Consider the following 24,217-nt stretch of genomic DNA (forward strand, 5'->3'; position numbering starts at 1 on the left):
TTCTTCACCCTGGTCGTGGGGGTGCTGGCGCTGATGTCGGGGTTGTTCCAGATCAACCCGGTGTGGAACTTCGGCCCGTACAACCCGGCGCAGGTCTCCGCCGGGTCCCAGCCGGACTGGTACATGGGCTGGGCCGACGGGCTGCTGCGCGTGTGGCCGCCCTGGGAGCTCTACCTCGGCGACCACACCGTGCCACCGGTGTTCTTCGCCGGCGCGATCGGCATCGCCGTGCTGGTGACGGCCCTGTTGAGCTACCCGTTCCTCGAGCGGAAGCTCACCGGCGACACCGCGCACCACAACCTGCTCCAGCGACCGCGTGACGTCCCCGTCCGCACGTCGATCGGCGCGATGGCGATCACGTTCTTCCTCGTGCTCACCCTCTCCAGCTTCAACGACATTCTCGCCGTCCAGTTCGACGTCTCGCTCAACGCGATGACGTGGGCCGGCCGGATCGGGCTGCTCGTCGGTCCGCCGTTGGCCTACTTCGTCACCTACCGGCTGTGCGTCGGCCTGCAGCGCGGCGACCGCGAGGTGCTGGCGCACGGCATCGAGACGGGCATCATCAAGCGGCTGCCGCACGGGGAGTTCATCGAGATCCACCAGCCGCTGGCCGCCACCCCGCTCGAATACCAGGGCGCACCCGTGCCGAAGAAGATGAACAAGCTGGGTTCGGCCGGGCACCCGGTCCCCGGCTCCCTGCTCACCCCGGACCCGCCGTCCGAAACCCGCGCCCTGGACCGGGGACGGCGATGACCACGACGGCGCCGGTGGTGCGGGCCAGGCTCGCCGGCGCCTGCGCGGCGGTCACCGCCGCGGTGTCCGCCGCCGCGACGGCGGCCGGGTTCACCCGGCTCCCGTTCGACTGGCCGGCACTGGGCGCGGTGGCGGCCCTCGTCGTGCACGCGGCGCTGGCCCTGACCATCACCGACCTCCGTGACGAACGGCTGCGGCGCAGCGCGGGCACCGTCGCGGTGGTGCTCGGCGCCCTGCTCGTCACCGGATCGGCCTGGGCGGCCGCGGTCCAGCTGCCCGGGAACCCGGCGGCGGTGCTGCTTTCGGTGGTGCAGAACGGTGTCGGGCCGCTCGCCCTGCTGGCCGTCCGGCTCGGAAGAACCTCCGGCGTGAGTTGAACGCGTTTTGCATCGCACGGCCCCGATTTGCGATGCATATTCGATGCAAACAAGCCCGAAATTGCCGCCGGTGCGGCACCTGCTGGTGACAACGGCTAGCTTTGCATCGATCGTGCAACTCTCTCGGGAGGGTGGTCCATCGCTGTGAGCAGTCGGCGCGCCACGGTCGCGAGCCCGCTTGTCGCGAGCAGGTGCCCGGCGGCGTCGCGAAGACGGCCGCCGTCCGCCAGCACCGCGGTCGTGGCCTCCGTCACCGCGGCCGGGGTCAGGCGGTGCGGATCGAGCACGCGGCCCGCCGGAATGCGTTCGAGGTCATGAGCGACCGCGAACTGGTCGCTGGAGAACGGCAACGCGACCGCGGGCACCCCGGCCGCCAGGCATTCGGTGAACGAGTTGTTGCCGCCGTGGTGCACGACCGCGGACACCTCCGGCAGGAGCGCCCGCTGCGGCACGTGGTCGTGCACTTCGATCCGGTGCCGGTCCGCGAAAGCCGTCCGCAGCGGCGCGGCCCGGTCGCCGGCCGCCACCAGCACCGAGACGTCCGGGACCCGGGCCACGCCGCGGACGACGGTCGCCAGCACGTCGTCGCGGGCCGAGAGGAACGTGCCGAACGAAACGAGGACGAGCCGGCGCCGCCCGGCGTCGGTCAGCCGGCCGACGCGGTCCCGCCACCCGGGGGACAGCTCGGCCGCGCCGACGTCGCTGCAGTGCCCGGCGAACAGCAGCTCCGGTCCGGCCGGGAGGGGCGGCAGCCACGGCAGCTCGGGGTAGTTGAACAGCACGGCCTCGGGCGAGGTCAGGCCGAACGCCCGGCGCGGGACCGGCCGTCCGGGCGCGTGCTCGGCGAGGAACCGCGTGAACAGCTCGGTGAACAGGCGGTCGTTGGCCTCTGCTTCGGTCCGCAGGGCCGCCAGTTCGGCGGCCGGAGGCGTGATCGCGTCCGGCCAGTAGGGCGGCAGCCCGAAGAAGCGGTCCGTGCCGTCGAGCACGTAACTGGGGTGGCCCGGGCAGAACGCCGCCCAGCGACGGTCCAATGTGTACAGTGCCAGCGTGACCGCGTAGGCCAGCTGGTCGACCAGGTACCAGTCCGGGCGCAGCCGGTCGTCCAGGCGCCGCACCGCGGCGAGGACGCCGTCGGGGTCGGGCAGCATGTCCGCCCGGCGGTGCCGTGCCTGGGCCAGCAACGCCGGCACCGCGCCCGCGCGGGTGGCGTCGAGGAACTCGGCCAGCCGCCGGGCCCCGGCCGCCTGCTGGCGGGTGCGCTCGGCGATCCCGGTGTTGGCGTTGTCGCCGAAGCCCAGCGGCTCGAACCGCAGCCCCCGCCGCGCGGCGAGGTCCGCGAACGCGGGGTCGCACGCGAACGCCACGTCCGCGCCTTCGGCCGCGAGCGCCGCCGCCACCGTGGCGAGGGGCTGGGCGTGCGAGGCGAACGGTGGGCTCACCACCACGATCCGCGGTTCCGGCATCCCGTTCTCCCCGTCGTCGTCGCCGTCATGGCGGCCCTACCGCAAGAGGTACTGCCGTGATCATCCACGACACCGCCCCCGCCGACGCGCTGACGGCGCTGCGAGACCTGCCACAGGACCGCGGCCTCGCGCGCGTCGACGAGGTCCGCCGCGGCTTCCACCCGGCGTTCGGCGGGCCGGCCCTGGTCGAATACGCCGGTGCCGTCCCGGCGGCGGGCGACCCGGACTCCGCACTGGCCGGGTTGCGCGCCCTCGCCCGGTCGCCGGCTCCGCCTGCCCCCGCCGACGTGCTGGCCGCCGTCCCCGAAGCCGACGGCGAGCCGGCGGACCTGAGTGCCTCCGTGGCGCTGGACCTCTTCGCCGGCGCGGCCGCCGCGCACGGCCGGGATGCCGCGGGGGTGGCGATCCGCACCGCCTTCGGCACGGCGTCGCCACGCCGTCGCGCGCTGCTGTTGGAGCTGGCCGAGCGGACCGGCGTCGGCGGCATCCCGGCCGGGGAGGTGGTCGAGGGCGCCGAGCACGACCGCGCGCTGCGCCACGCCGGTTGGCGGTACCTCGCCCGGCACAGCGGGGCCATCACGCGAGAACACGACGAAGACCCGTACGAGCGGGTCCTGGCGGCAGTCTGCCGGGCCACGCCGGCCGGGGCGCCGTTGTGGACGGTTCCGCCGCCTGAGCGTCACGGGCTCGTCGTCGCGCAGTCGATGCTGCTGGGATCGTTCGACCAGCCCGGCGCCGGGGCGAGCGGCGGGCTGACCGTGCTGCTGCGCCACCTCGGCACGGCCCTGCCGCGCCACGACGGCATCGCCCGGGTGGTCACCCTGACGCTGGCCGGGCACGACGAACTCGCCGCGCACCCCACCTTGGCCGAAACCGACGGCGCCGGGCACGTCGTGCTGCGGATCCCGGTCGACGCGCCCACCGCGCCGGCCCAGCTCCGGCTGTCCCGGCACCGCGCGGCCATCACGTTCCTGGCGCGGCGGCTGCTGGCGCTGTCCGGCTGCCGCCCCGACGTCGTGCACGTCCGGTACGCCGACGACGGCTCGCTGGCGATCGCCGACACGGCCGCGGCGCTCGGCGCCCGGACCGTCTTCACGGTGACCGCGGACCCCCACCGCTCGCTCGCCGAGCGGCACCGGCCGTCCGGGGCCGGATCGCCGGCGAGCGCGCGGTTCGACCTGCACCGGATGTACGCGGCCGACCGGTTGGTGGCCACGGCGGACACGCTGCTCGGGCTGCCCGGACGTCCCGAAGGCGAACTGCCCGCGTACTTCCCCGCGCTGCGCGGGCGCCCCGAACCCGAGTCCCCGGCGGAGGGGATCACGGTGCTGCCCCGGGCCACCGCCGACGAGGCCCGGCAACAGCAGCTCGTGGACTCCCTCTTCGCGCCGGACGACCGGCTGCCCCGGCTCGGCCCGGACGCGCGCGGCCTGCCGGTCGTGCTGTCGGTGGGCCGGCTCCACCCGGTCAAGAACCAGGACCTCCTGGTCGAAGCCTGGCTCACGCGCGAGCTCCACCGGCGCACGGCGCTGGTGCTCGTCGGCGGGGACACCGCCCGTCCGGCCGAGGACGAAGCCCGGGTGCTGGACCGCATCCTCGCCCTGCACCGGGCGCACCCGGAGGCGGACGGCCGCCTGGCCGTGCTGGGGGCGCTCGGCAACGACGACGTCCGGCTGCTCGAGCACGGGCTCGGCCGCCTGCTGCCCGCCGCGTCGCCGCACCTCTACGTCTGCCCCAGCCGCAAGGAGGAGTTCGGCATCGCGGTGCTCGAAGCCATGGAAGCCGGGCTGCTGGTCCTCGGCCCGCGCCGCGGCGGGCTCCGGCACTACATCGACCACGGCCACAACGGCCTGCTGGCCGACACGTCCGGGCTCGCCCCGTTCGGTGACGCCCTGAGCGCGTTCGTGCGCGCCGCGGCCGACGACCCGGCACGCGCCCGCGCGGCGGCGGCCGCGGGCCGCGACACGGTCCGGCGCCGGTTCGGCATCACCGAGGTCGCCGCCCGCTTCGCCGACGTCTACCGGCGAACGAGCCGGCCGGCGCCGTGAATCGCATCGGAACGGAGAAACCACGGTGGACGCACCGGGTCTGCACGCCTACCTCAGCTACCGCGACGCGGCCGCGGCGCTCGGCTGGCTCACCGCGACGGGGTTCGAGATCGTGTCCCGCCAGGACGGCGCCGAGGGCGTCGTCAGCCACGCCGAAGCCCGGTACGGCTCGATCGTGCTGATGGTCGCCACCGCGGACGCGGACTACGACCGGCCGCGGTTGCTCGGCCGCAGCACCGGGGACGGGCTCTACCTGTGGTTCGACCGGAGCGACCTGGTCGACGGCTGGTTCGAGCGCGCGGTCGCGGCGGGGGCGCGGGAAGTGATCGCACCGGAGGACACCGAGTGGGGGACGCGCCGGGCGCGGGTGCTCGACCCGGAAGGGAAGGAGTGGAGCGCCGGAACCTACCGGCCGGGCACGACCTGGTGATCGGAATCCACCGCGCCGGGCCGGTAGGTCGCGCACCGCTTCCGCCACGACCCGGCCGGGTCGTGGCGGAAGCCGTGCGCCGCCCGGTTCGCGCACCGCACCCGCCGACAGTTACCGCAGGTAGGACCCGGTCTGCGCGTCGACGCTGTTGGCGCCGACTTCCACGAAACCGTAGGCGTACGAGGTGACCCGGTTGTCGTTGACCTGAGCCGTGTAGCACCCGTGCCCGCCGCCCGGTGTCACGCAGTCGAACTCCCGCCCGTCGCTGTTGCGGATGACCCAGACGTGCCCGCAGTAGTCCTCCCCGGGCACGCACGCGGGAACGTTCAGGGTGGTGATGCGCGCCCACGCGGTCGCGCACCGCGTGCTGTAGCGCAGTTCGACGAGCACGCGGTTGACCCCGCCGGAGGAACCGTACGCGCTGCGTGCGGTGATCGCGCTGCTCGCGCACCCGGTGGAGATCGGGTCGGAGCCGTCGGCGACGGCCACCGTCGACGGCGCCGCACCGGCCGTTCCGGCGAACACCGTCGCCGCGGCGGCGACCGCCGCCGCGATTCCGGCCGTCTTCTTGAGCATCGTCACGAAATCCCCCTCAAATACGAACCCGTCGTGGCGGAGGACGTCGTGGCACCGTTGTCGACGAAGCCGTACGCGTAGGACGTGACCCGATTGTCGTTGACCTGCAGCGTGTAACACCCGTGCGTGCCGGAGGGCGTGGCACAGGAGTACTCCAGCCCGTCACTGTTGCGGTGCACCGTCACGTAACCGCAGTAATCGGTGTTTCCGACGCAGGCGGGCATGTTCAGCGTGGTGATGCGGGCCCACGTGGTCGCGCACCGCGTGCTGTAGCGCAGTTCGACGAGCAGTTGCTTGGTGCCGCTGACCGGGCCGTACGCGCTGCGTGCGGTGATGGCGCTGCTCGCGCACCCGGTCGAGATCGGGTCCGTGCCGTCGTAGGCGGCCGCGGACGCGGTTCCCGTCCAGGCCGTCGTGAGCGCCGCCGCGGCGGCGGCCACGAGCAACGCCCGGAATTTCCTCGTTGAGCCGATCATGGATTCTCCCCTCGACGCGGTAACCGTATTCGGGCCGGATGGGTGCGAACCTGGCCGGAAACCTGCACCGGGCCGCGGTCACGGCCGGCCGCGGCACCCTGCGTGTTCGCTCTTGGCGGTTTGCCCGGAACGGGAAAAACCGGCAAAATGGGGAACAGCGGTTGCCGCCGGGGGAAAACGGAACCGCTTGGGGGTATTCACGTGGAACCGGTTTCCTTCGCCGACGACCTGCGCGGGCAGCGCACCCACGCCGGGCTCACCCAGCGCGAGCTCGCCCGGCTCTCCGGCGTCAGCGTGCGCACGATCCGCAACCTCGAACGCGGTGGAATCCTTCGGCCGCGCGAAGATTCGGTCCGCAGGCTCGCGGCCGCCATCGGGCTGGCGCCGGACGCGCCGCCGGGACGGGGCGAACTGCGGATCTCGGTGCTGGGGCCGCTGGTCGCCGCGCGCGGCGCGGAGCAGCTCGACCTCGGGCCCGCCAAGCAGCGGACGTTGCTGGCCCTGCTCGCGCTCCACCCCGGCGAGGTCGTCGGCCTGGACGAGATCATCGAAGTGCTGTGGGGCGAACGGCCGCCGGCCACCTGCCGCGAGCTCGTGCACGGCTACGTGTCCCGCCTGCGCCGGGTGCTCGATCCCGATGCGGGCCAAGGCCGTTCCGCGCTGCGGTCGGTCCGCGGCGGCTACCGCCTCGCGGTCACCGGCGACGAGACCGACCTCGGGCGGTTCCGGCGCCTCACCGCGGCGGCCCGTGGCGAAGGCGGGCACCCGGAGGCGGCGTTCGCGCTCTGGGCGCGGGCCGTCGAATGCTGGCGCGGACCCGCCGCGGCCGATGTCGCCGACTGCGTCCGGCTGCACCCGACCGTGAGCGAGCTCGGGCACGCGCGCATCGCCGCGGTGCTCGCGCTGTCCGACACCGCGTTCACGCTGCGCCGGCCGGAGGCGGTGGTCGGGCCCCTGCGGGCGCTCGCGAGGCTGGAGCCGTGGCACGAAGGGGTGCACGCGCGGCTGATGCTGGCGCTGGCGGGATCGGGGCAGCAGGCCGAGGCGCTGCGCGTGCACGCCCGGATCAGCACGCGGCTCGACGAGGAGCTGGGTGTCCGGCCGGGCCGCGAGCTGATCGCGGCGCTGCGCTCGGTGCTGCGGCAGGAATGGCCGGGAAGTGCTTCGCCGCACTCCCCGGGCTGACGGTATCCGGTTGCGACGGTCTCCGCGAACCTGAACGATACCCCGTTGTGGACTACGGAACGCTTTCGCTGGCTCTGGTCGTACTGGTGGCGGTCTGCTGGGTGAGCGCCGCCGGCGGGCAGCGGCAGGTCGCGCGCGTCGAACGCCGCCTCATGCGCACCGAGCGCAAGCTCGACGCGATCATGGCCCACCTCGGCGTCGCCGAGCCCGCGCCCGAACTGCAGGAGGTCCGCCGGCTTCTGGACGAGGGCAAGAAGATCGAGGCCATCAAGGTCTACCGCGAGCGCACCGGTGCCGGTCTCAAAGAGGCCAAGGACGCCGTCGAGCAACTCGAGGGCTGACGGCGAACCCCGTTCCGGGGACCGGCCCGTCCCGGTTTCCGGTGGGCGGGCCGGGTCCGGTTCCCCCTGCCGGATACGCTGCCGCGGCCGGGCACACGGACCGATGGGGGACAAGGCATGGACAGCACCACCGGCGTGGGCAGAGTTCGCGTTCACGAACCCGTTCCGGGTGTGCCGTCCGGGGCCGAACCGCTGTTTGCCGGGTTCGTCCACAAACTCACCGGGCTGACCATCGTCCGCATGGGGCTCAGCGGCGCGCTCGTCATGCTGGGTCTGCTGCTCGTGGTCACCGAAGGGTGGGGGAGCACGCTGCCCTACTTCTACTTCGGCACCTTCGGGGGCCTGCTGGCGGTGTGGACCTACGTCCTCGCTCTCTACCTGCGCGTCCGAAGTCACTTCGAGGAGCCGTACCACCGGCTCGACGTCGCCGGGGACGGGTTGCGCACGAAGGGATCGCGGGCTTCGGTGCGGCTGCCGGACGGGCGGTGGCTGCGGACCCGGCTCCCCGACGGGGCGCGGGTGCAGCTGGCCGGCGAGCGGCGGCTGTGGGTGCTCGGCACGGGCCGGCGGGTGTTCGTCCGGCCGCCGGGGGCGATGTGGCTGCGGGCCGGGCGGATCGAGGACGCTCCCGTCGCCGGGGCGGTGCCCGCCGAGTTCGTCTCGCGCCACCCCACGCCGCCGTCGCGTGATCCGGTGCTCGCCGCGCACCGGGCGTTCCAGGCCCGGCGGTCGGCCGTCACCGGGGTGACGCTCATGGTGCTGGGTGCGGCGGGGCTCGCGCTCGTGCCGTCGCTGGAGCTCGAACCCGGTGGTGTGGTGGACGCGGGCGGAGTGGGCGGCGTGGCCGGGGGCAGCGCGGTCTTCCTCCTGCTGGGGCTGCTGACGGCCGTCGGCAGCCTGCGGGTCCGCGGCCCGATCACCGAGGACGGCTGGGTGGAACTGCGGATCGCGCTCGACGCGCCGTTCGTGCCGCGCGCCCGCACCGCGGTGCGGCTGACGGGCTGGGCGTTGTACCCGGACGGGCGGCAGACGCGGTTCCGGCTCGTCGCCGACATGTCGCTGGCCGCGAACGTCGCGGCGACCGGGCAGCTGTGGCTGCTGGGGTACCCGCACTCGGGCAAAGCCGCCAAAGCGGGCCTTCCGGGGTACCCCTGCGCGGGCAGCTTCCGCCCGGCCTGAGCCCCGCGGCGTATCCTGTCCAAAGAGGACAAGCGGGGCGGTTCGGGCGTCCGCGCCGGGCGTCGTGGCCGGGGGCTCTGATCGGCGAAGGAAAGGGACTGTCCGGGACGAATCCCAGGTAGCCCCTTCACCGGTAGGTGCCGCGGATCGTGTGCCCGCCGTCGGCGGCCGTGGCCTCGACGCGGTAACTGTCGAGCCGGGCGTCGCGGGCGCCCCCGCCGTGGTTGAACTGGACGGCGAAGATCTGCTGGGCGGCCGGGACGGTCCGGCCCGGCCTCAGCTCCCAGCGGAAGACCACGGCGCCGTCCTTTTCCTGCGCGGTGACGGTGAAGTCGCCGGTGGGCGCGGTCTGCCACTGACCGGTGCTTTCCACGCCGCCGGTCTGCACGATGCGCACCTCCACGATGAGCGCGGTCAGCGGCTGGGTGCTGTCGAAGGTCAGCGTGCTCTGGGTCCAGAAGACCGTGCTGTGCGGGTCGATGGCGCCCTGCCCCGCCAGCGGCCCGTCGGTGACCCGGGCACCCGCCGGGGCGGCCGGGGTCGCCGGGGGCGCGGTGCTCGACGACGGCCGTCCGGTGCTCGTCCGGCTCGGTGGTGCCTGCGCGGGCGGCGAGGCCGGACCGGTGGGCGAGGGGCTGGGGGACGCGCTCGTGGTGGGCACGGAGAGCGTGGTGTCACCGTCCGGGCGGGCCGGCGTGGTCTGGCCGCTCCCGGCGACGGCGAAACCGGCGACGGCCAGGATGCCGGCCGCGGCGGAGCCGGCGAGCACCACCTTGGGCCACGACCGCGCGATGCCCGGCCGCGGCCGGACCGCGGTGCCCGCCACGCCGCGGTGCACCCGCGCCAGGATCCGTTCGCGGTCGGGCTGGTGCGCTTCGGCGGCTTCGCGCAGCCGCCTGCCGATCTCTTCGTTCACCGGCTCCTCCTTTCCGTCGCCAGGTGTCCGGCCGCGCCGGCGCCGAGCAGGCGTTCCAGCTCGGCCAGTGCCTTCGAGGTCTGGCTCTTCACCGCGCCCACCGAGATGCCCAAGGCCTGCGCGGTGTCCTTTTCGGACAGGTCGAAGGCGTGCCGGAGGACGACGCAGGCCCGCTTGCCGAACGGCAGCCGGTCCAGGGCCGCCCGCACGTCCACCACGGCGGCGACGTCGGGACTCCGTTCCTGCTGCGCGCCCGGTGGCCAGAACAGCGCGATCCGGCGGCGCTCGCGCGTCGCGCCGCGGATCCGTTCCCGCGCGAGGTTCGCGACCACCCCGCGGGCGTAGGCGACCGGGCGCTCGGCCCCGCGCAGCCGGTCCCAGCGTTGCCACAGGGCGATCAGCGCGTCGGCGGCGAGATCGTCGGCGGCGTCCGGTTCGCCGGTCAGGAGAAAGGCGAACCGGGCCAAGCCGGCGTAGTGCCGTTCGAAGAAGTCGTGGAACTCCCTCGATGTGTCCTCGAGGAACATGGGTCTCGGCTGTCCTCTTCCTACCCGTGCCCCGCCCGGGGCGGCGGCTAACCGGTCACGAGCCCGTGGCCGGGCCGACGTCCACACCGGCCCGGCCACGAGGTCAGGACGGCTCGGCGTACAGTACGCCGCGCTCGTCGGTCCCGGCGCGGGCCCGGTCGTCCACGTCGACGCGCGGCCAGGCGCCGGCCTTCGCCAGGTTCCACCGCTGGTCCGCGCCGCCCCGGTCGGCGGACCGCGCGACCGCGCGGCGGTGGGTGCCCTCGGTCACCCCCAGTACCATCCCGCCGCTGCGCGAGACGATCTTCACCGCCCCGCGACCGGTGTCGCGCAGCTGCCACTGCTGGGCGGCGGCGCCGGTGCCCGGCTGCTGCTCGACCTCGGCGACCCCGGTCACCGCGGCGCGGACGGCCAGCACGTTCCCGCTGTCGCGGTTGACCAGCAGGCAGTAGCCGTCCGTCACCGGTTTCAGCCGCCACTGCTGGCTCGCCGCGCCGCTCGCGCGGGCCACCTGCTGGACCAGGGCGCCGCCGGTGTCGTCGGCCCCGGCCACGTCGAGCGCGCTGCCGTCGCGCACGGAGACGAACCGGTAGTAGGTGGCCGAGTCCACCCGCACCGGCTCCGCGTCGTCCCTGGTGACCAGCACGTACGGCACGACCAGCGCGGGAACGCCCAGCGCCAGGGCGATCGCCGCCCACCGGCCGCGGTGGCGCTTGCGCAACCGGTGCCGGGCACCGGTGGACCGGGTCTGTCTCAACGCAGCACTCCTCGGGGTCTGCCGGCCGGCCCCGCGGTGCACCGGCGCGGGACCGGGCTCGGTCGTCGTCACCCGGTTGCCGCCGGACGGCGAAAGGTTGCCGCCTCCCGCGGATTCGCCCGAGTTTTTCTCCGTTGCCGGAGGTTCACCGGATCGGCCCGTTTCCGGTGGCCGCCTGGCGAGGTGTCCTCGCGAGGGCCGGGCCCCGATCCGGGCATAGTGGGTCGGGTGCGGAAGACGTGGTGCGTGGTGACGGTCGTCGTCGGGGTGGCCGTGGCCGGGTGCGGCCCGGCCGACCCCGCCCCGCACCCGGCACCGACTTCGACACCGGCACCGGCGACGGCACCGACGTCCGCGCCGACCACCAAGGCCACCGCGACCGACCAGGACCCGGCCCGCTACGCCGAACCGGTCGTCCGGCACGCGCGCGAGGCGGCGGTGAGCCCCCAGCTGGTGATGGCGATCCTCTACAACGAGTCGTACAAGCCGCACGACCCGGACCTCGAACGAGCCTGGCAGCAGCTGGACCCGGACGCGGCCTTCGGCGTCGCGAACATGCACCGGGCCGCCTACGACGAGACCCGGCGCGGCCGGGCCTTCGCCGGCCGCGCGTGGCAGGAGCTGCCGGACGATCCCGACCTGGCGATCCAGGCCGAGGCCTGGTACCTGCACGACCTCGCCGGGCAGCTCCCGTCCCGCCACGGCGACGCCTACCGCACCGAGGAGCTGCTCGCGCTCGGGTACAACGCGGGGCCGGGGAACATGAAGGCCTTCGCGAAGGGCGCCAAGCCGGGTGCGCGTGCGCAGGAGTACCTGACCACCCTGCGGGCGAACTGGGCGAAGGCCGGGCGCGCGGTCGCGCGCTGAACCTGGGGCCGCCGGGCGAAGGCACCACGCACGGCCGGTCGCGTGCTGTCAAGGGTTGACAGGATGGGTGCGGTGGTATGAACCTTTTCACCGATCGTTCCCGCCGGCCCGCGAGGGCATCCGCCCGGCGCTCAGGGACGAGCCGGACCACGCCGTTGCCCCGCAACGGTGGTCCGTCCGTTTCCCGGCCAGGAGGAACCATGCTCACGAACGCCCTGCCGCGGCGCCGTCGCCGCGGGTCCGGCGCCCGCTCGGCGATCCTGGCGGCGGCCCTCGCGGTCGCCGCGCTCGGCGTCGCCGTCCCGGCGGCGCACGCCGCCGACCCGGTGATCTCCCAGGGGAAGGCCGCCACCGCGTCGTCGGTGGAGAACGCCGGCACGCCCGCGGCCGCCGCGGTGGACGGGAACACCGGCACCCGGTGGTCTTCGCAGTTCAGCGATCCACAGTGGATCCGGATCGACCTCGGCGGCGCCGCGACCGTCAGCCAGGTCGTGCTGCGCTGGGAGGCCGCCTACGCCACGGCCTACCAGATCCAGCTGTCCGACAACGGCTCCACCTGGTCCACTGTGTACCAGACGACGACGGGAACCGGTGGCACCCAGACCCTCGGCGTGACCGGCTCCGGCCGGTACGTGCGGCTGTACGCGACCGCGCGGGCCACCCCCTACGGCGTCTCGCTGTGGGAGTTCGAGGTCCACGGCACCGGCGGCGGGACGACCCCGCCCGGCACCGGCACGCCGCCCGACTCGTTCTGGGGTGACACCGGCAGCATCCCGGCCGCGCGGAACGTGCTCACGGTCAAGGTGCTCAACCGCACCAACGGCAAGTACCCGGACAGCCAGGTGTACTGGTCCTTCGGCGGCCAGACCCACTCGATCGCCGAACAGCCCTACCTCGACATGCCCGCCAACTCGGCCGGGCGGATGTACTTCTCCCTGGGCACCCCGAACGGCCAGTACGCCGACTTCATCGAGTTCACCGTCGGCCCGGACGTGTTCAACGGCAACACCACCCGGGTGGACGCCTTCGCGCTGAAGCTGGCCATGCGGCTGCACGCCCACGACGGCTACGACGTGCAGGTCGGCGACGCCTACGAGCTGTTCCAGGAGGACCGCTCGGCCACCTTCGCCCGGTTCCAGAGCGAGGTGCCGGCCGAGTTCAAGGGCCTGGCGACGGTGAACGCGCCGTACCGGATCCCGGCCCCGGGCAGCGCGCCGGACTTCCGCAGCGGCGGCCAGTACGCGAACTACTTCACCGCCTACGCCCAGTCGGTGGGGGTCAACGAGCCCACGTCGAACATCACCGGCTGCGCCGGCTCGCTCGCCGGCAACCCCGACATGTGCGCGGCGCTGAACCGGCACACGGCCGACCTGCCGCAGTCGCAGTGGCAGGACGTGTCGCGGTACTACCAGGCCGCTCCGGCGAACTACTACGCGAAGTTCTGGCACGACCACGGCATCAACCGCCTCGCGTACGGGTTCCCGTACGACGACGTGGCGGGGCAGTCCTCGTTCGTCTCGCACGGGGACCCGCAGTGGCTGGTGGTCGCCGTCGGCTGGTGACCCGGCGGGCCGGCGGCCCGATCAGGCCGCCGGCCCGGCCAGCACCCGCTCGGCGCGCAGCGCGATGCGCAGGGTGAGCCGTTCCCCGGGGTCGTCCAGGCGCGCCCCGAACAGCGCGCGCAGCCGGCGAAGGCGGTTGCGCGCGGTCTGCGGGTGGATGCCCAGCCGCGCCGCGACTTCGGGGGCGCCGCCGCGGGCGTCGAGCACCGCGTCGAGGGTGTCGGCGAGCTTGCCGCGCCGGCTCCAGGGCAGGTCCGCCAGCGGTTGGAGGCTGTGCGCGGCGAGCGTGCCGGTCAGCAGCTCGTCGGCGGCCAGCCAGTGCGTGGTCAGGTGCTCGGGCCAGCGGAGGAGGCGGTCGCGGGGGAGGATGCCGCGGTCCCGCAGCTCCCACGCCCGGCGGGCCCAGCGCAGCGAAGTGGCCGCCTCGGCCGGGGCGACGGCCGGGCCGGTCGCGGCCGGGCCGTCGCCGACGAACGGCACCGGGTCGGCGTCCGAGGGCAGCAGCACGTACGGCGGTTCGGCGGCGAGGTCGGCGAGCGTTCCGGAGCCGGGCGCCCGGATGGCCCCGACGACGGCCACCACGCGCTCGGGCGGGGTCCACTTCGCGCGCGCGGCCAGCTCGGTCCACGGCCGGCCGGCCACCAGCGCGCGCAGCAGCTCACGGCGCAGGTCGGCGGCGGAAGGCGCGCAGGCGGCGCGGGAAGCCTGGGTGGACAGGCGGATCAGGACGTCGACGCACCGGAACACCGCGTCCACCCCACCCGCGAGGACGCCGCTGTGCGTCCGGCGGGCGAGCTCGGCCAAGAGCGGGAGCGCACACCGGCCGCCCGCCTGGTACGCGCGGGACAGGCGGTCGAGGTCGCGGCCCGCCGCGGCGCCGGCGCGGCGGAAGGCGTCCGCGCCGGTCCCGGCCCGGGAACCGCCGAGCAGCGCGGCCACGAACTCGGTGGCGCTCGCGTCGAACAGCGCGGCGTGCTCGGGGACGGCGTGCCGGATGCCGGCGACGACCGTGCGGGCGAGCACCGCCCGGGCGTCGTCGGGCAGGGGCTGGGGGACGGTCATCGTCGACCTCCGGAGCGGGCGGGCATCGCTGGAGCGCCGAGTCTGGCCCGCGAGAGCCGCCGGTCGCGTCGAGGAAAAGACGTATTCGCCCCTACGTACCTCCGGCGGCCGATCGGCGCAGCCGGCGTTGGGCCACATGGACACCGGCGCGGCGACCGATCAAGATGGGGGCCGGAGGGACGGCCGGTGATCGACGACGGCGGCACGCGACGGGACCTGACGAGTTACGTCGGCCGTGCCGAGGACGAAGCCCGGGTGCGGCGCCTGCTGGGCGAGGCGCGCCTGGTCACGCTGACCGGGCCCGGCGGCGTGGGCAAGACCCGGCTCGCCGTCCGGGTCGCCGGCTCGGTGACCCGGGCGTTCCCCGACGGCGTGGTGGTGGCCGGCCTCGCCGGGCTGCGCGACGGCACCCTGGTCACCCGCACCCTGGCCGACTGCCTCGGCCTGCACGACACGGCCGCCCGGACCGCCCGGGACACCGTGCTGGCCCACCTGCGCGACCGGCGGACGCTCCTGCTGCTGGACAACTGCGAGCACCTCGTCGCCGACTGCGCCGAGCTGGCCGACGCGCTGCTGCGGCACTGCCCGGACCTGGTGGTGCTGGCGACCAGCCGGTGTTCGCTCGGGGTCGCGGGGGAGCGGATCACGCCGATCGCGCCACTGGCCGTGCCGCCGGCGACCGCCCGGACCGTCGAGGAGGCGTCGGCCTACGACGCGGTGCGGCTGTTCGCCGACCGCGCCACCGAGGTGCTGCCCTCCTTCCGGCTCGAGGACGACGTGGCGTCCGTGGTGGGGCTGTGCCGGCAGCTCGACGGGCTGCCGCTGGCCGTCGAGCTGGCCGCGGCCCGGATCCGCGCGCTCTCGCCCGGCCAGATCGCCGGCCGGATGGGCGAAAGCCTCGCGCTGCTGACCACCGGGGCGCGGTCACGGCCCGAGCGGCACCGCAGCCTGCGGGCCACCATCGAGTGGAGCCATTCCCTGTGCACCGGCGGCGAACGCACGGCCTGGGAGTGCTGCTCGGTCTTCGCGGGCGCGTTCGACCTGTCCGCCGCCGAGGACGTCTGCGCGGCCGCGGGGCTCCACGGCTTCGCGGTGCTGGACGCCGTCGACGGCCTGGTGGACAAGTCGGTGCTGCTGCGCGTCGGCGGCGCGGGCGGCGTCCGGTACCGGATGCTGGAGGCCCTGCGCGAGTTCGGCCAGGAACGGCTGGCCGCCACCGGGACCGCCGAGGAGGTGGGCCGCCGGCATCGCGACCACCACGCGCGGCTGCTGGCGCGAGCCGACGCCGAGTGGTTCGGCCCCGGGCGCGAGGACTGGTTCGCCCGCCTGTCCGAGCGGCACGCGGACGTCCGGGCGGCGCTGTCGTGGTCGTTGCGAACCCCCGGCGAAGCCGAGGTCGCGCTCCGGATGGCGGGCGCGGTGATCGAGTACTGGACGGCCCGGGGCGCGGCGGGGGAGATCCGGGAGTGGCTGGACCGCGCGCTCGCCGTCGCCGCCGAGGACGCTCCGGGCCGCGCGACGGCCCAGGCCCGGGCGGCCCTGTGCGCCGCCGTGCACGCGGATCTGGACGGGGCCCGGCAACGGCTGAAGCTCGCCGAAGCCGTCGACGACGAGGAGGCGGTGCCCTACGTCCTGCACGCGCGCGCCTTCGTGGCGATGATCGCGGTCGAGCCGTACGCACTGGAGGACGCCGCCGAGGCCGTGCGGATCTTCGCGGCGCGGGGCCTCCCGCGGAACCAGCTGCACCCGATGTTCATCCAGGCGGTGGCCACGGCGTTCCGCGGCGACCTGCCCGGCGCCCGGCGGCTGCTCGAGGAGATGCTGCGGCTTTGCGCGGCGGCGGGGGACCAGGCCTACCGGTCGATGGCGCTGTTCGGGCTGGGCACGGTCGAGATCTTCTTCGGCGGGGACATCGACGTCGGCGAACGCGCCCTGCGTGACGCGCTCGAGATCGATCTGCGCGGGCTCGACGTGCTGGCCGTGGCCTACCGGGTGGACGGGCTGGCCTGGGCGTCGGCCAAGCGCGGGGACTGGCCGCGCGCGGCGAGGTTGTTCGGCACCGCGGCGACGGTGTGGGACCGCTGCGGCGCCGAGCCGGACATCGCCGTGTCGCTCGCTCATCGGCAGCTGCTCGCGGCCACCCGCGGCGCACTCGGCGAAGCACGGTTCGAGGGGGCGTTCGCCGAGGGACGCGGGCGGAACCCGCACGACATCCTGGCGCCCGCCGCGAAGCCGGAGAAGCCGGCCGGGAACGCGGTGCTGCCGCCGCTGACCCCGCGCGAGACGGAGATCGCCCGGCTGGTCGCGACCGGGCTGAGCAACCGCGAGATCGCCGTCCGCCTGGTCATCGCCCAGCGCACCGCGGAAACCCACCTCCAGCACATCCTCAACAAGCTGGACCTCGCGAACCGGACCCAGGTCGCGGTCTGGGTGAACGAGCGGTCCTGACGGGATTCAGCCGAGCCGTTCGGCGAGCCACTGTGCGGTGTCGCTCAGCAGGTCGTCTTCGACGGGGTGGCGCAGCAGCTTGCGGTAGGTGGACACGGTGCCGGGGCCGTCGGTGCGGCGGAGGAGGTGGGTCAGGTCCGGCACCCGGCGGGTCTGTGCGCCCGGCACCAGCGCGGCGATCACGTCGAGGTCGGCCGGGTCGACCTGGACGTCCTTCGCGCCGGTGACGGCCAGGACGGGCACGCGGATGCGGCCGAGGTCCGCGCGCGGGTCGTAGGCCAGCTGCTCGCGCCACCACTTGGCGTTGACCCGGACACCGCCGACGCGGGTGGTGTCGGCGGTGGTCGCGGCCAGCCGGGCCAGCTGCTTCGAGGCCACCCGGCGCAGCGCGGGCAGCAGCGGGCGGAGCAGGCCGGGCGCCGTCGCGGCGAGCCGGCCGCCCTGCCAGCGCACGGCCGCTTCGCCGGACCGCGCGTACCCGGCCAGCAGGACCGCGGCCGCGGCGGGCGCGTGGGCGGCCAGCCACATGGCGTGCACCGCGCCCTCGCTGTGGCCCAGCACGGCGACCGGGCGTCCGTGCACCGCCGGGTGGGTGCGCAGGGCCTGGAACGCGGCGGCGGCGTCGGCGCGGTTGTCCAGGAAACCGACGGTGTGCCAGTCGCCGGGCGTGGCGCCGACGCCGCGGCGGTCGTAGCGGAACGACGCGATGCCGTGCCGGGCCAGCGTCGTGGCCAGCGGGCGGCCCAGGTCCATCCGGAGCCGGCCGGTGTTCGAGTCGCGATCGAGCTTCCCGGACCCGGGCAGGCACAGCACCGCCGGGTGCGGCCCCGGCCCGGCGGGCAGGGTGAGGGTGCCGGCGAGGAGCACGCCGTCCGCGGCCGGTGCGGCCAGGTCGATTTCCCGCGTCACGGCGGTGCCGGTCATCGTCAACCTCCATCGTTATCAGTTTTGATAAAGGTATCAGCCCGAGTAATGATGTGTCCATGACTTCGCTCGACCTGCTGCTGCACCCGGTCCGGCTCCGGATCCTGCGCACGTTCCTGGACGGCCACCCCGCGACGACGGCGGAGCTGCGCGAGCGCCTGCCGGACATCCCGCCGGCGACGATGTACCGCCACGTCGCGGCCCTGGCGGCGGCGGGCGTGCTCGAGGTGCTCGACGAGAAACGGGTCCGCGGCGCGGTCGAGCGCACCTACCGCGTGTCGTGGCAGCACGCCGAGATCGGCCCCGAGGCCCGCGCCGCGATGACCACCGACGACCACCGGCGCGCGTTCACCGCGTTCGTCGGCGGCCTGCTGGCCGACTTCGACCACTACCTGGCCACCGAGCCCGCCGACCCGTCCGCGGACGGCGTCACCTACCAGCAGGCGGCGCTGTGGCTGACCGACGCCGAAACGGCGGAGCTGCAGGAGGAGCTCCGCGCGGCCGTGACGGCCCGGCTCGGCCGCGAGACCGGGCCGGGCCGCACCCGCCGGATGATCAGCCTGATCGGCATGCCCGCCGAGACGGGACCCGTCGATCGGCCGTGAACCGGCGTGCTGCCTGCGGTGTATAACGCCCTATCCGCCGATGCTTACGCCCGGGGAGCGGCGGACGCGCGGGGCCTGAGTCTCGCCGTGGTCGTCGTCGAGCGGGCTTCTGTGTTCGTCGGCCGGTCAGTGATCCGCCGCGAGAAATGGAACCGGGGGAAGCCCCAGCTCCACTCGGGCAGCCGTCAGGAACGCCTGCTGGGCCTCCCACAACCGTTGGAATCGGTCTTGCGGGATGCTGTCGGCTGCCTGTGTCGCCCGAGCGGCGGCTATGCTGCGCGCGCCCGTCGCCAGTCCATTGAGAGCAGCCAGGGTTTCGGGCCTCTCCGACACCAGCCGGGCCGCCATCAGGGCCGCGTCCATCTTCTCCTTGTAGGGCCTTCCGTTCTCGTCGAAGTACGGCAGCGGCTCGGAAACCTCCGGTCGGACAACGGTGGTGATCTTGGCCTCTGGTTCGAGGGTGAAGGCAAAGTACTGGCGATAGGCGGACAGGAAGTCGTTGTACGCGGCCAAGCGGATATCCCGCCACTGCCGTGCGTGGTCACGGTGCCACAGCCGGTCTTGGTTCCGAACGGACAGCCAGCCGCCCACCAGCACGCCGAGCAGGGTGACCACCGCGGTGATTGCGCTGCTTACCAGACTCACGAGTCCAACCCTCTCCCGACCGCCAAGAGCATCCGGAACCAAGTCTGGGCGCCATCGGCCGCCGCGATCAAGGGTGCTGCGGGAGTGACCTCCCCGGTCGGCCGCACGCTCAGGAGCCGGTGTCGCATCGTTCGCGCCGAGTCGTCACGAGTGCGATCGTGGACCGGGACCGCCGCGGCGCGAAGGACGCCCGGCGGGTGGGACGACTTGACGGCACCGGGCCCGTCGTCGGCACGATGATCGTGTTCCACGAGGCGGACGGAGCAACGCGATGAGATTCCAGGTCCTGGACATCCTGCCCCACCTGACGAATCCGGTGACCGGCCGCCGGATCCGCACCGACGAGCGGTTCGCCCAGGCGCTCACTTCGGCGCGTTACGCGGAGGAGTTCGGGTTCGACGCCGTCGCGCTCGGGGAACGCCACGCCGGGCAGTTCCTGAGCAGCGGCGTCACCGTGCTGCTCGGGGCGATCGCCGCGACGACCAGCCGGGTGCGGATCCAGACCGGTGTCTCGGTCCTGTCGATCCACGACCCGCTGCGGGTGGCCGAGGACTACGCCACGGTCGACCAGCTGTCCCGCGGCCGCCTGGAACTGGTGATCGGCAAAGGCAACGAGCTGCGCCAGCTGCCGATGTTCGGCGTCGAAAACGGTGATCAGTGGGACGCGCTCGCCGAGAAGTACGAACTGCTGCGGCGGCTCTGGCGCGAGGAGGACGTCACCTGGTCGGGCCGGTTCCGCGGCCCGCTGCACGAGGTGACCAGCCTGCCGCGCCCGTTCGCCGGCGCACCGCGCGTCTGGCACGGCTCGGCCACCACGGTGACCTCGGCGGAGCTGGCGGCGAAGTGGGGCGACCCGCTGTTCTCGGCCAACGCCCTCCAGCCGCGGGACAGGTACACCGCCCTGATCGAGCACTACCGCAAGCACTACGCCGAGCACGCCCACGACCCGAAGTTCGCCTTCGTCGCCGCCGGTGCCGGATTCCTGTACCTGGCCGACACGACGCAGGAGGCGCGGGAGGCTTTCGGCCCGACGTACGAAAAGATCGTCGAGTTCTTCAACCAGCCCGGGAACCACACGCCGGGCAACCCGATGGAGTTCCCGACCATCGACGACGCCATCGCGCGCGGGCCGGTCCTGGTCGGCAGCCCGCAGCAGATCGCCGAGAAGATCCTCTGGTGGCACGAAGCCTACGGGCACGACCTGCAGTCCTTCAGCCTGCCCACGATGATCCCGCACGAGCAGCAGCTGGCCATGCTCGAGCGGTTCGCCTCCGAGGTCGTTCCGGTCGTCCGCGCGGCCGCGCCCACGACACTGTGGACGGACGAAGACCCGTACGGAGGACGGCCCGCGGCTCGCGGGCGGACCACCGCCGATGCGGCGGCGAGCATCGAAGGAGCCACGCTGTGACCGGGAAATCCCTGCACTTCAACGCCTTCATCTGGCCGAACGGCTACCACGAGTCCGCGTGGCGGGTCGTCGGCGACGACGTCCGCGGCGTGCTCGGCCTGCCCTACTACGCGGACATCGCGCGGACCGCCGAGCGCGGGCTGATGGACTCGATCTTCCTCGCCGACAACATCGCCATCGCCGAGTACCGCGTCACCTACCTGCCGCAGACGCAGTTCGACCCGATCGCGGTGCTGTCGGCGCTGGCCGCCGTCACCGGGAAGATCGGGCTGATCGGGACGGGGTCGACCACCTACAGCCAGCCGTGGGAGCTGGCCCGGCGGTTCGCCACGCTGGACCACCTCAGCGGCGGCCGCGCCGGCTGGAACATCGTCACCACGATCACCCCGCTGGCCGCGGCCAACTTCGGTGAGAAGGCCCATCCCGACCACGCCGACCGGTACGAACGCGCCCACGAGTTCGTCGACGTCGTCACCCGGGCGTGGGACAGCTGGGAGGGCGACGCGATCGTCGGCGACCGGGAGAAGGGTGTGTGGGCCGACCGCGCGAAGCTGCACGCGCCGCGCTTCCACGGCCGGTTCTACGACGTCGAAGGCGTCCTGCCGTTCCCGCGGTCGCCGCAGGGGTGCCCGGTGCTCGTCCAGGCGGGACAGTCGGCCGCCGGGATCGGGCTCGCCGCCCGGTACGCGGAGCTGGTCTTCTCCGGGCCACCGTCGCTGGCGGCGGCGGTGAAGTTCCGCGCCGAGCTCGACGCCCAGGTCGTCGCGGCGGGCCGGGACCCGGCACGCGTGCGGGTTCTCCCGGCGCTGATGGTGACCCTGGGCGGCACCGAGGCCGAGGCGAAGGCGCGGGCCCAGCGGCTCGAAGAGCTGGCCAGCCCGGAGTTCCGCTGGCAGAACGCGCTGTACACCGCGGGCTTCGACCCGGACGCGTTCGACCCGGACGCCCCGCTGCCGGCCGAGCTCCGGGCCGAAGGCGGGTCGAGCCGCCTGCAGCAGCTGGCCGCGGCGGCGCGGGAGCGTCCCGAAGCCCCGTTGCGCGAGATCGCGGCGCGGATCACCGGGGGAGCGGGCCAGGTCCACTTCGTCGGCACGCCCGAGCAGCTCGCCGAGCACGTGCTCACCTGGCAGGACGCCGGCGCCGTCGACGGGTTCACCATCATGGGCTCGACGCTGCCCTACGAGCTGACCGCGTTCGTCGACCACGTCGTGCCGATCCTGCAGGCCAAGGGCCGGTACCGCACCGACTACGGCGGCTCGACGCTGCGTGAGCACCTCGCCGGGTGATTCCCACGATGTGGTTTCTGTCGGTGGGGCTCGTTAGGGTCCTGCTCGTCCGATCTCGACGACAGGAGTGTGGGACGTGGGCTGGACCCGGAACATCCGAGTGGCCGCGCTGGTGGCGGCGGCCGCACTGGGCCTGACGGCGTGCGGTGGCGGGGAAGAGAAGCCCGCCGCGCCGGGCAAGGGCGGGGCGCCGATCGTCGTCGCGTCCTTCAACTTCACCGACAGCCAGATCCTCGCCGAGATCTACGCGCAGGCGCTGGAGGCCAAGGGCTACCCGGTGACGCGCAAGCTGAACCTCGGGTCGCGGGAGCTGATCTACCCGTCATTGAAGTCCGGTGAGCTGCAGTTCATCCCGGAGTACCAGGGCTCGGCGATCGCCGCCGGGTTCGGCAAGGAACCGGTGAAGGACGCCAAGGGCGAGCACGACCAGCTGGCGAAGCTGCTGGAGCCGAGCGGCGTCTCGCTGCTGAACTACGCGGCGGCCGAGGACAAGAACACCTACATCGTGAAGGCCGACCTCGCGAAGTCGAAGGGCCTCTCGAGCATCAGCGACCTGAAGAAGCTCGACAAGGTGGTCCTGGCGGGCGGCCCGGAGTGCGAGAAGCGCCTGACGTGCTTCAAGGGCTTCACCGACGTGTACAAGCTGACGAACGCGACGTTCCAGACGGTCCAGGAGCTCGGCCCCCGCGCCCAGCAACTCGACTCAGGCGCGGTGACGGTCATCCCGGTCGATTCGGTGAGCCCCCTGGCGGGCGACGCGAAGTACGTGGCCCTCAAGGACGACCTGGCCATGGTGCCCACCGAGAACGTGGTGCCGGCGGTGAACAAGAAGGTCTTGGAGCAGCGCGGAGCGGACTTCACGGCCGCGGTCGACGCGGTGAGCGCGAAGCTGACGACGGAGGGAATGCGGGAGCTGAACAAGCGCGTGGACACCGACGGGGAGAAGGCCGCGGACGTGGCGAAGGACTGGCTGTCCCAGCAAGGCCTCGGCTGATGTGGGTGCCGGTTTCCCCCGTGGGCGCGTCATGGAAGTCCGGCGGATGCGGAGCGCCACCGTCGGCACAGGCCTTGACGTGACTCTGGGGCGGTGAAATACGAAAGCCGCTTGAGCCGGGCTCCCGCCCAAGCCAAGCGGCTTGCGTGTCCGTCGGGCTGACAGGATTTGAACCTGCGACCCCTTGACCCCCAGGCACCTGGCAACCTCAAAAAGCCTGGTCAGAGGCTTGGCTGAGTGACTCGCGAATGTCTGCTGACGTCCGCGAACGTCCAGGTGTGTGCGGCGCGGTTGTCGCTCAGTTCGTCACTCAGCCACCCGAGTCGGAGTCTTCGGATTCACGGCTTACGGGCCCAGGCCGGACGGGTGTTGAACGGATCTTGAATTGGACTTCTGGCCTGTATAGGGCCCCTTGAGGTCTCGACTTGGGGTGTATCGAGGGTGGGAGGCTTCAAGCCGCTGAGCTCAACCCGACCCTGCGACACCCCACAGCACCCCGACGGGGGAGCTTATGGCCGGCGCAGTCACCTTCCAGGTGGCCCGGAGGCTTATCTTCAGCTTCATCTTGATCACCTTGTCTTTCATGGCCTTGAGCAGCGGAATTAGGCTGATCAGCGCTATGGTGCAGACAAGCGAGCAGGACGCAGCTTGCAACGACAGCATCCAGTCGGGGGCCGAGTTCAGCTCAGCGACCGCCTATAGCATACCGCCGACCCCACGGCTACAGGCGTCTGCCTCCGGAGGGTTAGACACGCCGGATCGGTTACACGTAGCGTGACCTGCGCGAACGTGTCGTGTGGCAAGCTGGGAACGTGCCCGTTGGACACGTATTGGGCGTAGCACTCCAGGCGGAAGCACCCTCGACGAACTAGCATCCGGGGATGGAGCCGATCTATGACTGCCGCGGACGCGTCTGCGCCTGGTTTGACACCGACACCATCCGCGACCTGAGAGGACAGGTGAGTGCCTGGCTCCGGTCTGAAGACGTCGTCGATATCAGAGGGCGACACATTGGGTGGTACAGAGATCGCTTCTTCAGAGACCACGGCGGGGATGTGGTCGCGTGGACATACGGAGCCCAGGGCGGCCCGGTGAAGCCTGTCCGCGAGGTCACACCTGTGCGACCGGTACGCGGAGTGAAGCCGGTGAGACCGGTCATGCCGATCTCTCCTGTCAGGCCAATCGACTCGCGGTCCTGGTCCATCGAGCCGTGGGACTCGTTCATAGGATAGAGACGCCGACTGGAGCCCAGTTTCGGTACTTGTGGACACGTCGACTGTCCACTACCTAGTGGAGTTGCCCCGGTGAGGCGGACACGGGGTTTTAGGCAGCTGAGGTTTGAGCGTAGTGGTTGGTTCGGGTTTCGGTTGGGGTGTGGTGGCCGA

At 73.2% G+C, this 24,217-nt stretch carries 23 protein-coding genes and 1 pseudogene; 15 read left to right on the top strand and 9 right to left on the bottom strand.

The genetic code is table 11. The features are described from left to right. Positions 1-753, top strand: a pseudogene (locus tag ACWEGE_RS46170) (cytochrome b); the annotation flags it as partial. Further along, positions 750-1,130: a hypothetical protein gene (locus ACWEGE_RS46175; RefSeq protein WP_449666869.1), complete on the top strand. Its 381-nt coding sequence runs from the start codon at positions 750-752 to the stop codon at positions 1,128-1,130. The pseudogene ACWEGE_RS46170 and the gene ACWEGE_RS46175, both read left to right, overlap by 4 nt. A 95-nt stretch (positions 1,131-1,225) precedes the next feature. Here ACWEGE_RS46175 and ACWEGE_RS46180 read toward each other — a convergent pair whose 3' ends face one another. Next, positions 1,226-2,596: a nucleotide disphospho-sugar-binding domain-containing protein gene (locus ACWEGE_RS46180; RefSeq protein ID WP_449666870.1), complete on the bottom strand. Its 1,371-nt coding sequence runs from the start codon at positions 2,594-2,596 to the stop codon at positions 1,226-1,228. Between the two features lie 56 nt (positions 2,597-2,652). Between ACWEGE_RS46180 and ACWEGE_RS46185 the strand changes: the two genes are divergently transcribed. Both ACWEGE_RS46185 and ACWEGE_RS46190 read left to right on the top strand, forming a co-directional pair. Further along, entirely contained in the window at positions 2,653-4,644 is a 1,992-nt protein-coding gene (locus tag ACWEGE_RS46185; protein WP_449666871.1) for a glycosyltransferase family 4 protein, read from the top strand. A gap of 25 nt (positions 4,645-4,669) precedes the next feature. Continuing rightward, the gene (locus tag ACWEGE_RS46190; RefSeq protein WP_449666872.1) at positions 4,670-5,074 is read left to right on the top strand and encodes a VOC family protein; all 405 of its coding nucleotides are present in this window, start codon (positions 4,670-4,672) and stop codon (positions 5,072-5,074) included. A 111-nt stretch (positions 5,075-5,185) separates the two neighbouring features. Here the strand turns inward: ACWEGE_RS46190 and ACWEGE_RS46195 are convergent, their stop codons facing one another. After that, a complete protein-coding gene (locus ACWEGE_RS46195; protein WP_449666891.1) occupies positions 5,186-5,650 on the bottom strand; it encodes a DUF2690 domain-containing protein in 465 nt (154 codons plus the stop codon). Positions 5,651-5,652: 2 nt separating this feature from the next. Beyond that, positions 5,653-6,126 carry a DUF2690 domain-containing protein gene (locus ACWEGE_RS46200; protein ID WP_449666873.1) on the bottom strand — a complete coding sequence of 158 codons (474 nt, stop codon included), beginning with the start codon at positions 6,124-6,126 and terminating at the stop codon, positions 5,653-5,655. A 201-nt stretch (positions 6,127-6,327) separates the two neighbouring features. On the opposite strand from ACWEGE_RS46200, the gene ACWEGE_RS46205 reads away from it, so the two are divergent. The 3 genes from ACWEGE_RS46205 (at position 6,328) to ACWEGE_RS46215 (ending at position 8,831) form a co-directional block, all read left to right on the top strand. Continuing rightward, positions 6,328-7,311: a BTAD domain-containing putative transcriptional regulator gene (locus ACWEGE_RS46205; protein WP_449666874.1), complete on the top strand. Its 984-nt coding sequence runs from the start codon at positions 6,328-6,330 to the stop codon at positions 7,309-7,311. Between the two features lie 47 nt (positions 7,312-7,358). Further along, entirely contained in the window at positions 7,359-7,652 is a 294-nt protein-coding gene (locus tag ACWEGE_RS46210; protein ID WP_449666875.1) for a ribosomal protein L7/L12, read from the top strand. Between the two features lie 117 nt (positions 7,653-7,769). Beyond that, on the top strand, positions 7,770-8,831 hold the full coding sequence (locus tag ACWEGE_RS46215) for a hypothetical protein (protein ID WP_449666876.1): 1,062 nt from the start codon (positions 7,770-7,772) through the stop codon (positions 8,829-8,831). A 127-nt stretch (positions 8,832-8,958) separates the two neighbouring features. On the opposite strand, the gene ACWEGE_RS46220 is transcribed toward ACWEGE_RS46215, so the two are convergent. The 3 genes from ACWEGE_RS46220 to ACWEGE_RS46230 form a co-directional block, all read right to left on the bottom strand. After that, positions 8,959-9,747, bottom strand: coding sequence for a hypothetical protein (locus ACWEGE_RS46220; RefSeq protein WP_449666877.1), 789 nt, complete (start codon positions 9,745-9,747; stop codon positions 8,959-8,961). Beyond that, positions 9,744-10,274 carry a SigE family RNA polymerase sigma factor gene (locus tag ACWEGE_RS46225; protein ID WP_449666878.1) on the bottom strand — a complete coding sequence of 177 codons (531 nt, stop codon included), beginning with the start codon at positions 10,272-10,274 and terminating at the stop codon, positions 9,744-9,746. Before ACWEGE_RS46225 ends, ACWEGE_RS46220 begins: the two co-directional genes overlap by 4 nt. 103 nt (positions 10,275-10,377) lie before the next feature. Further along, positions 10,378-11,031: an RICIN domain-containing protein gene (locus tag ACWEGE_RS46230; RefSeq protein ID WP_449666879.1), complete on the bottom strand. Its 654-nt coding sequence runs from the start codon at positions 11,029-11,031 to the stop codon at positions 10,378-10,380. A gap of 228 nt (positions 11,032-11,259) precedes the next feature. Between ACWEGE_RS46230 and ACWEGE_RS46235 the strand changes: the two genes are divergently transcribed. Further along, positions 11,260-11,898 (top strand): transglycosylase SLT domain-containing protein, encoded by a 639-nt coding sequence (locus tag ACWEGE_RS46235; RefSeq protein WP_449666880.1) that lies wholly within the window; start codon positions 11,260-11,262, stop codon positions 11,896-11,898. 200 nt (positions 11,899-12,098) lie between these two features. Continuing rightward, positions 12,099-13,460, top strand: a complete 1,362-nt coding sequence (locus tag ACWEGE_RS46240; RefSeq protein WP_449666881.1) for a beta-1,3-glucanase family protein — start codon at positions 12,099-12,101, stop codon at positions 13,458-13,460. A gap of 21 nt (positions 13,461-13,481) precedes the next feature. Here the strand turns inward: ACWEGE_RS46240 and ACWEGE_RS46245 are convergent, their stop codons facing one another. Beyond that, positions 13,482-14,522, bottom strand: a complete 1,041-nt coding sequence (locus ACWEGE_RS46245; protein WP_449666882.1) for a helix-turn-helix domain-containing protein — start codon at positions 14,520-14,522, stop codon at positions 13,482-13,484. Between the two features lie 186 nt (positions 14,523-14,708). On the opposite strand from ACWEGE_RS46245, the gene ACWEGE_RS46250 reads away from it, so the two are divergent. Next, on the top strand, positions 14,709-16,970 hold the full coding sequence (locus ACWEGE_RS46250) for a LuxR C-terminal-related transcriptional regulator (RefSeq protein ID WP_449666883.1): 2,262 nt from the start codon (positions 14,709-14,711) through the stop codon (positions 16,968-16,970). 6 nt (positions 16,971-16,976) lie between these two features. On the opposite strand, the gene ACWEGE_RS46255 is transcribed toward ACWEGE_RS46250, so the two are convergent. Continuing rightward, positions 16,977-17,894, bottom strand: a complete 918-nt coding sequence (locus tag ACWEGE_RS46255; protein WP_449666884.1) for an alpha/beta hydrolase — start codon at positions 17,892-17,894, stop codon at positions 16,977-16,979. Between the two features lie 59 nt (positions 17,895-17,953). Here ACWEGE_RS46255 and ACWEGE_RS46260 point away from each other — a divergent pair, with 59 nt between their 5' ends. Next, positions 17,954-18,499, top strand: coding sequence for a helix-turn-helix domain-containing protein (locus ACWEGE_RS46260; protein WP_449666885.1), 546 nt, complete (start codon positions 17,954-17,956; stop codon positions 18,497-18,499). A 126-nt stretch (positions 18,500-18,625) separates the two neighbouring features. On the opposite strand, the gene ACWEGE_RS46265 is transcribed toward ACWEGE_RS46260, so the two are convergent. Then, positions 18,626-19,144 (bottom strand): hypothetical protein, encoded by a 519-nt coding sequence (locus tag ACWEGE_RS46265; protein ID WP_449666886.1) that lies wholly within the window; start codon positions 19,142-19,144, stop codon positions 18,626-18,628. Between the two features lie 271 nt (positions 19,145-19,415). Between ACWEGE_RS46265 and ACWEGE_RS46270 the strand changes: the two genes are divergently transcribed. The 4 genes from ACWEGE_RS46270 to ACWEGE_RS46285 all read left to right on the top strand — a co-directional run bounded on the left by ACWEGE_RS46270 (position 19,416) and on the right by ACWEGE_RS46285 (position 24,064). Continuing rightward, positions 19,416-20,552 carry an LLM class flavin-dependent oxidoreductase gene (locus ACWEGE_RS46270; RefSeq protein ID WP_449666887.1) on the top strand — a complete coding sequence of 379 codons (1,137 nt, stop codon included), beginning with the start codon at positions 19,416-19,418 and terminating at the stop codon, positions 20,550-20,552. Beyond that, complete coding sequence (locus ACWEGE_RS46275) at positions 20,549-21,838, top strand: NtaA/DmoA family FMN-dependent monooxygenase (RefSeq protein ID WP_449666888.1); 1,290 nt, start codon at positions 20,549-20,551, stop codon at positions 21,836-21,838. Before ACWEGE_RS46270 ends, ACWEGE_RS46275 begins: the two co-directional genes overlap by 4 nt. Before the next feature lie 76 nt (positions 21,839-21,914). Beyond that, entirely contained in the window at positions 21,915-22,832 is a 918-nt protein-coding gene (locus ACWEGE_RS46280) for an ABC transporter substrate-binding protein (RefSeq protein ID WP_449666889.1), read from the top strand. 881 nt (positions 22,833-23,713) lie between these two features. Continuing rightward, the gene (locus ACWEGE_RS46285; protein WP_449666890.1) at positions 23,714-24,064 is read left to right on the top strand and encodes a 4-fold beta flower protein; all 351 of its coding nucleotides are present in this window, start codon (positions 23,714-23,716) and stop codon (positions 24,062-24,064) included. The last annotated feature ends 153 nt before the right edge of the window (positions 24,065-24,217 follow it).

It is taken from the genome of Amycolatopsis sp. NPDC004747 (assembly GCF_053601335.1).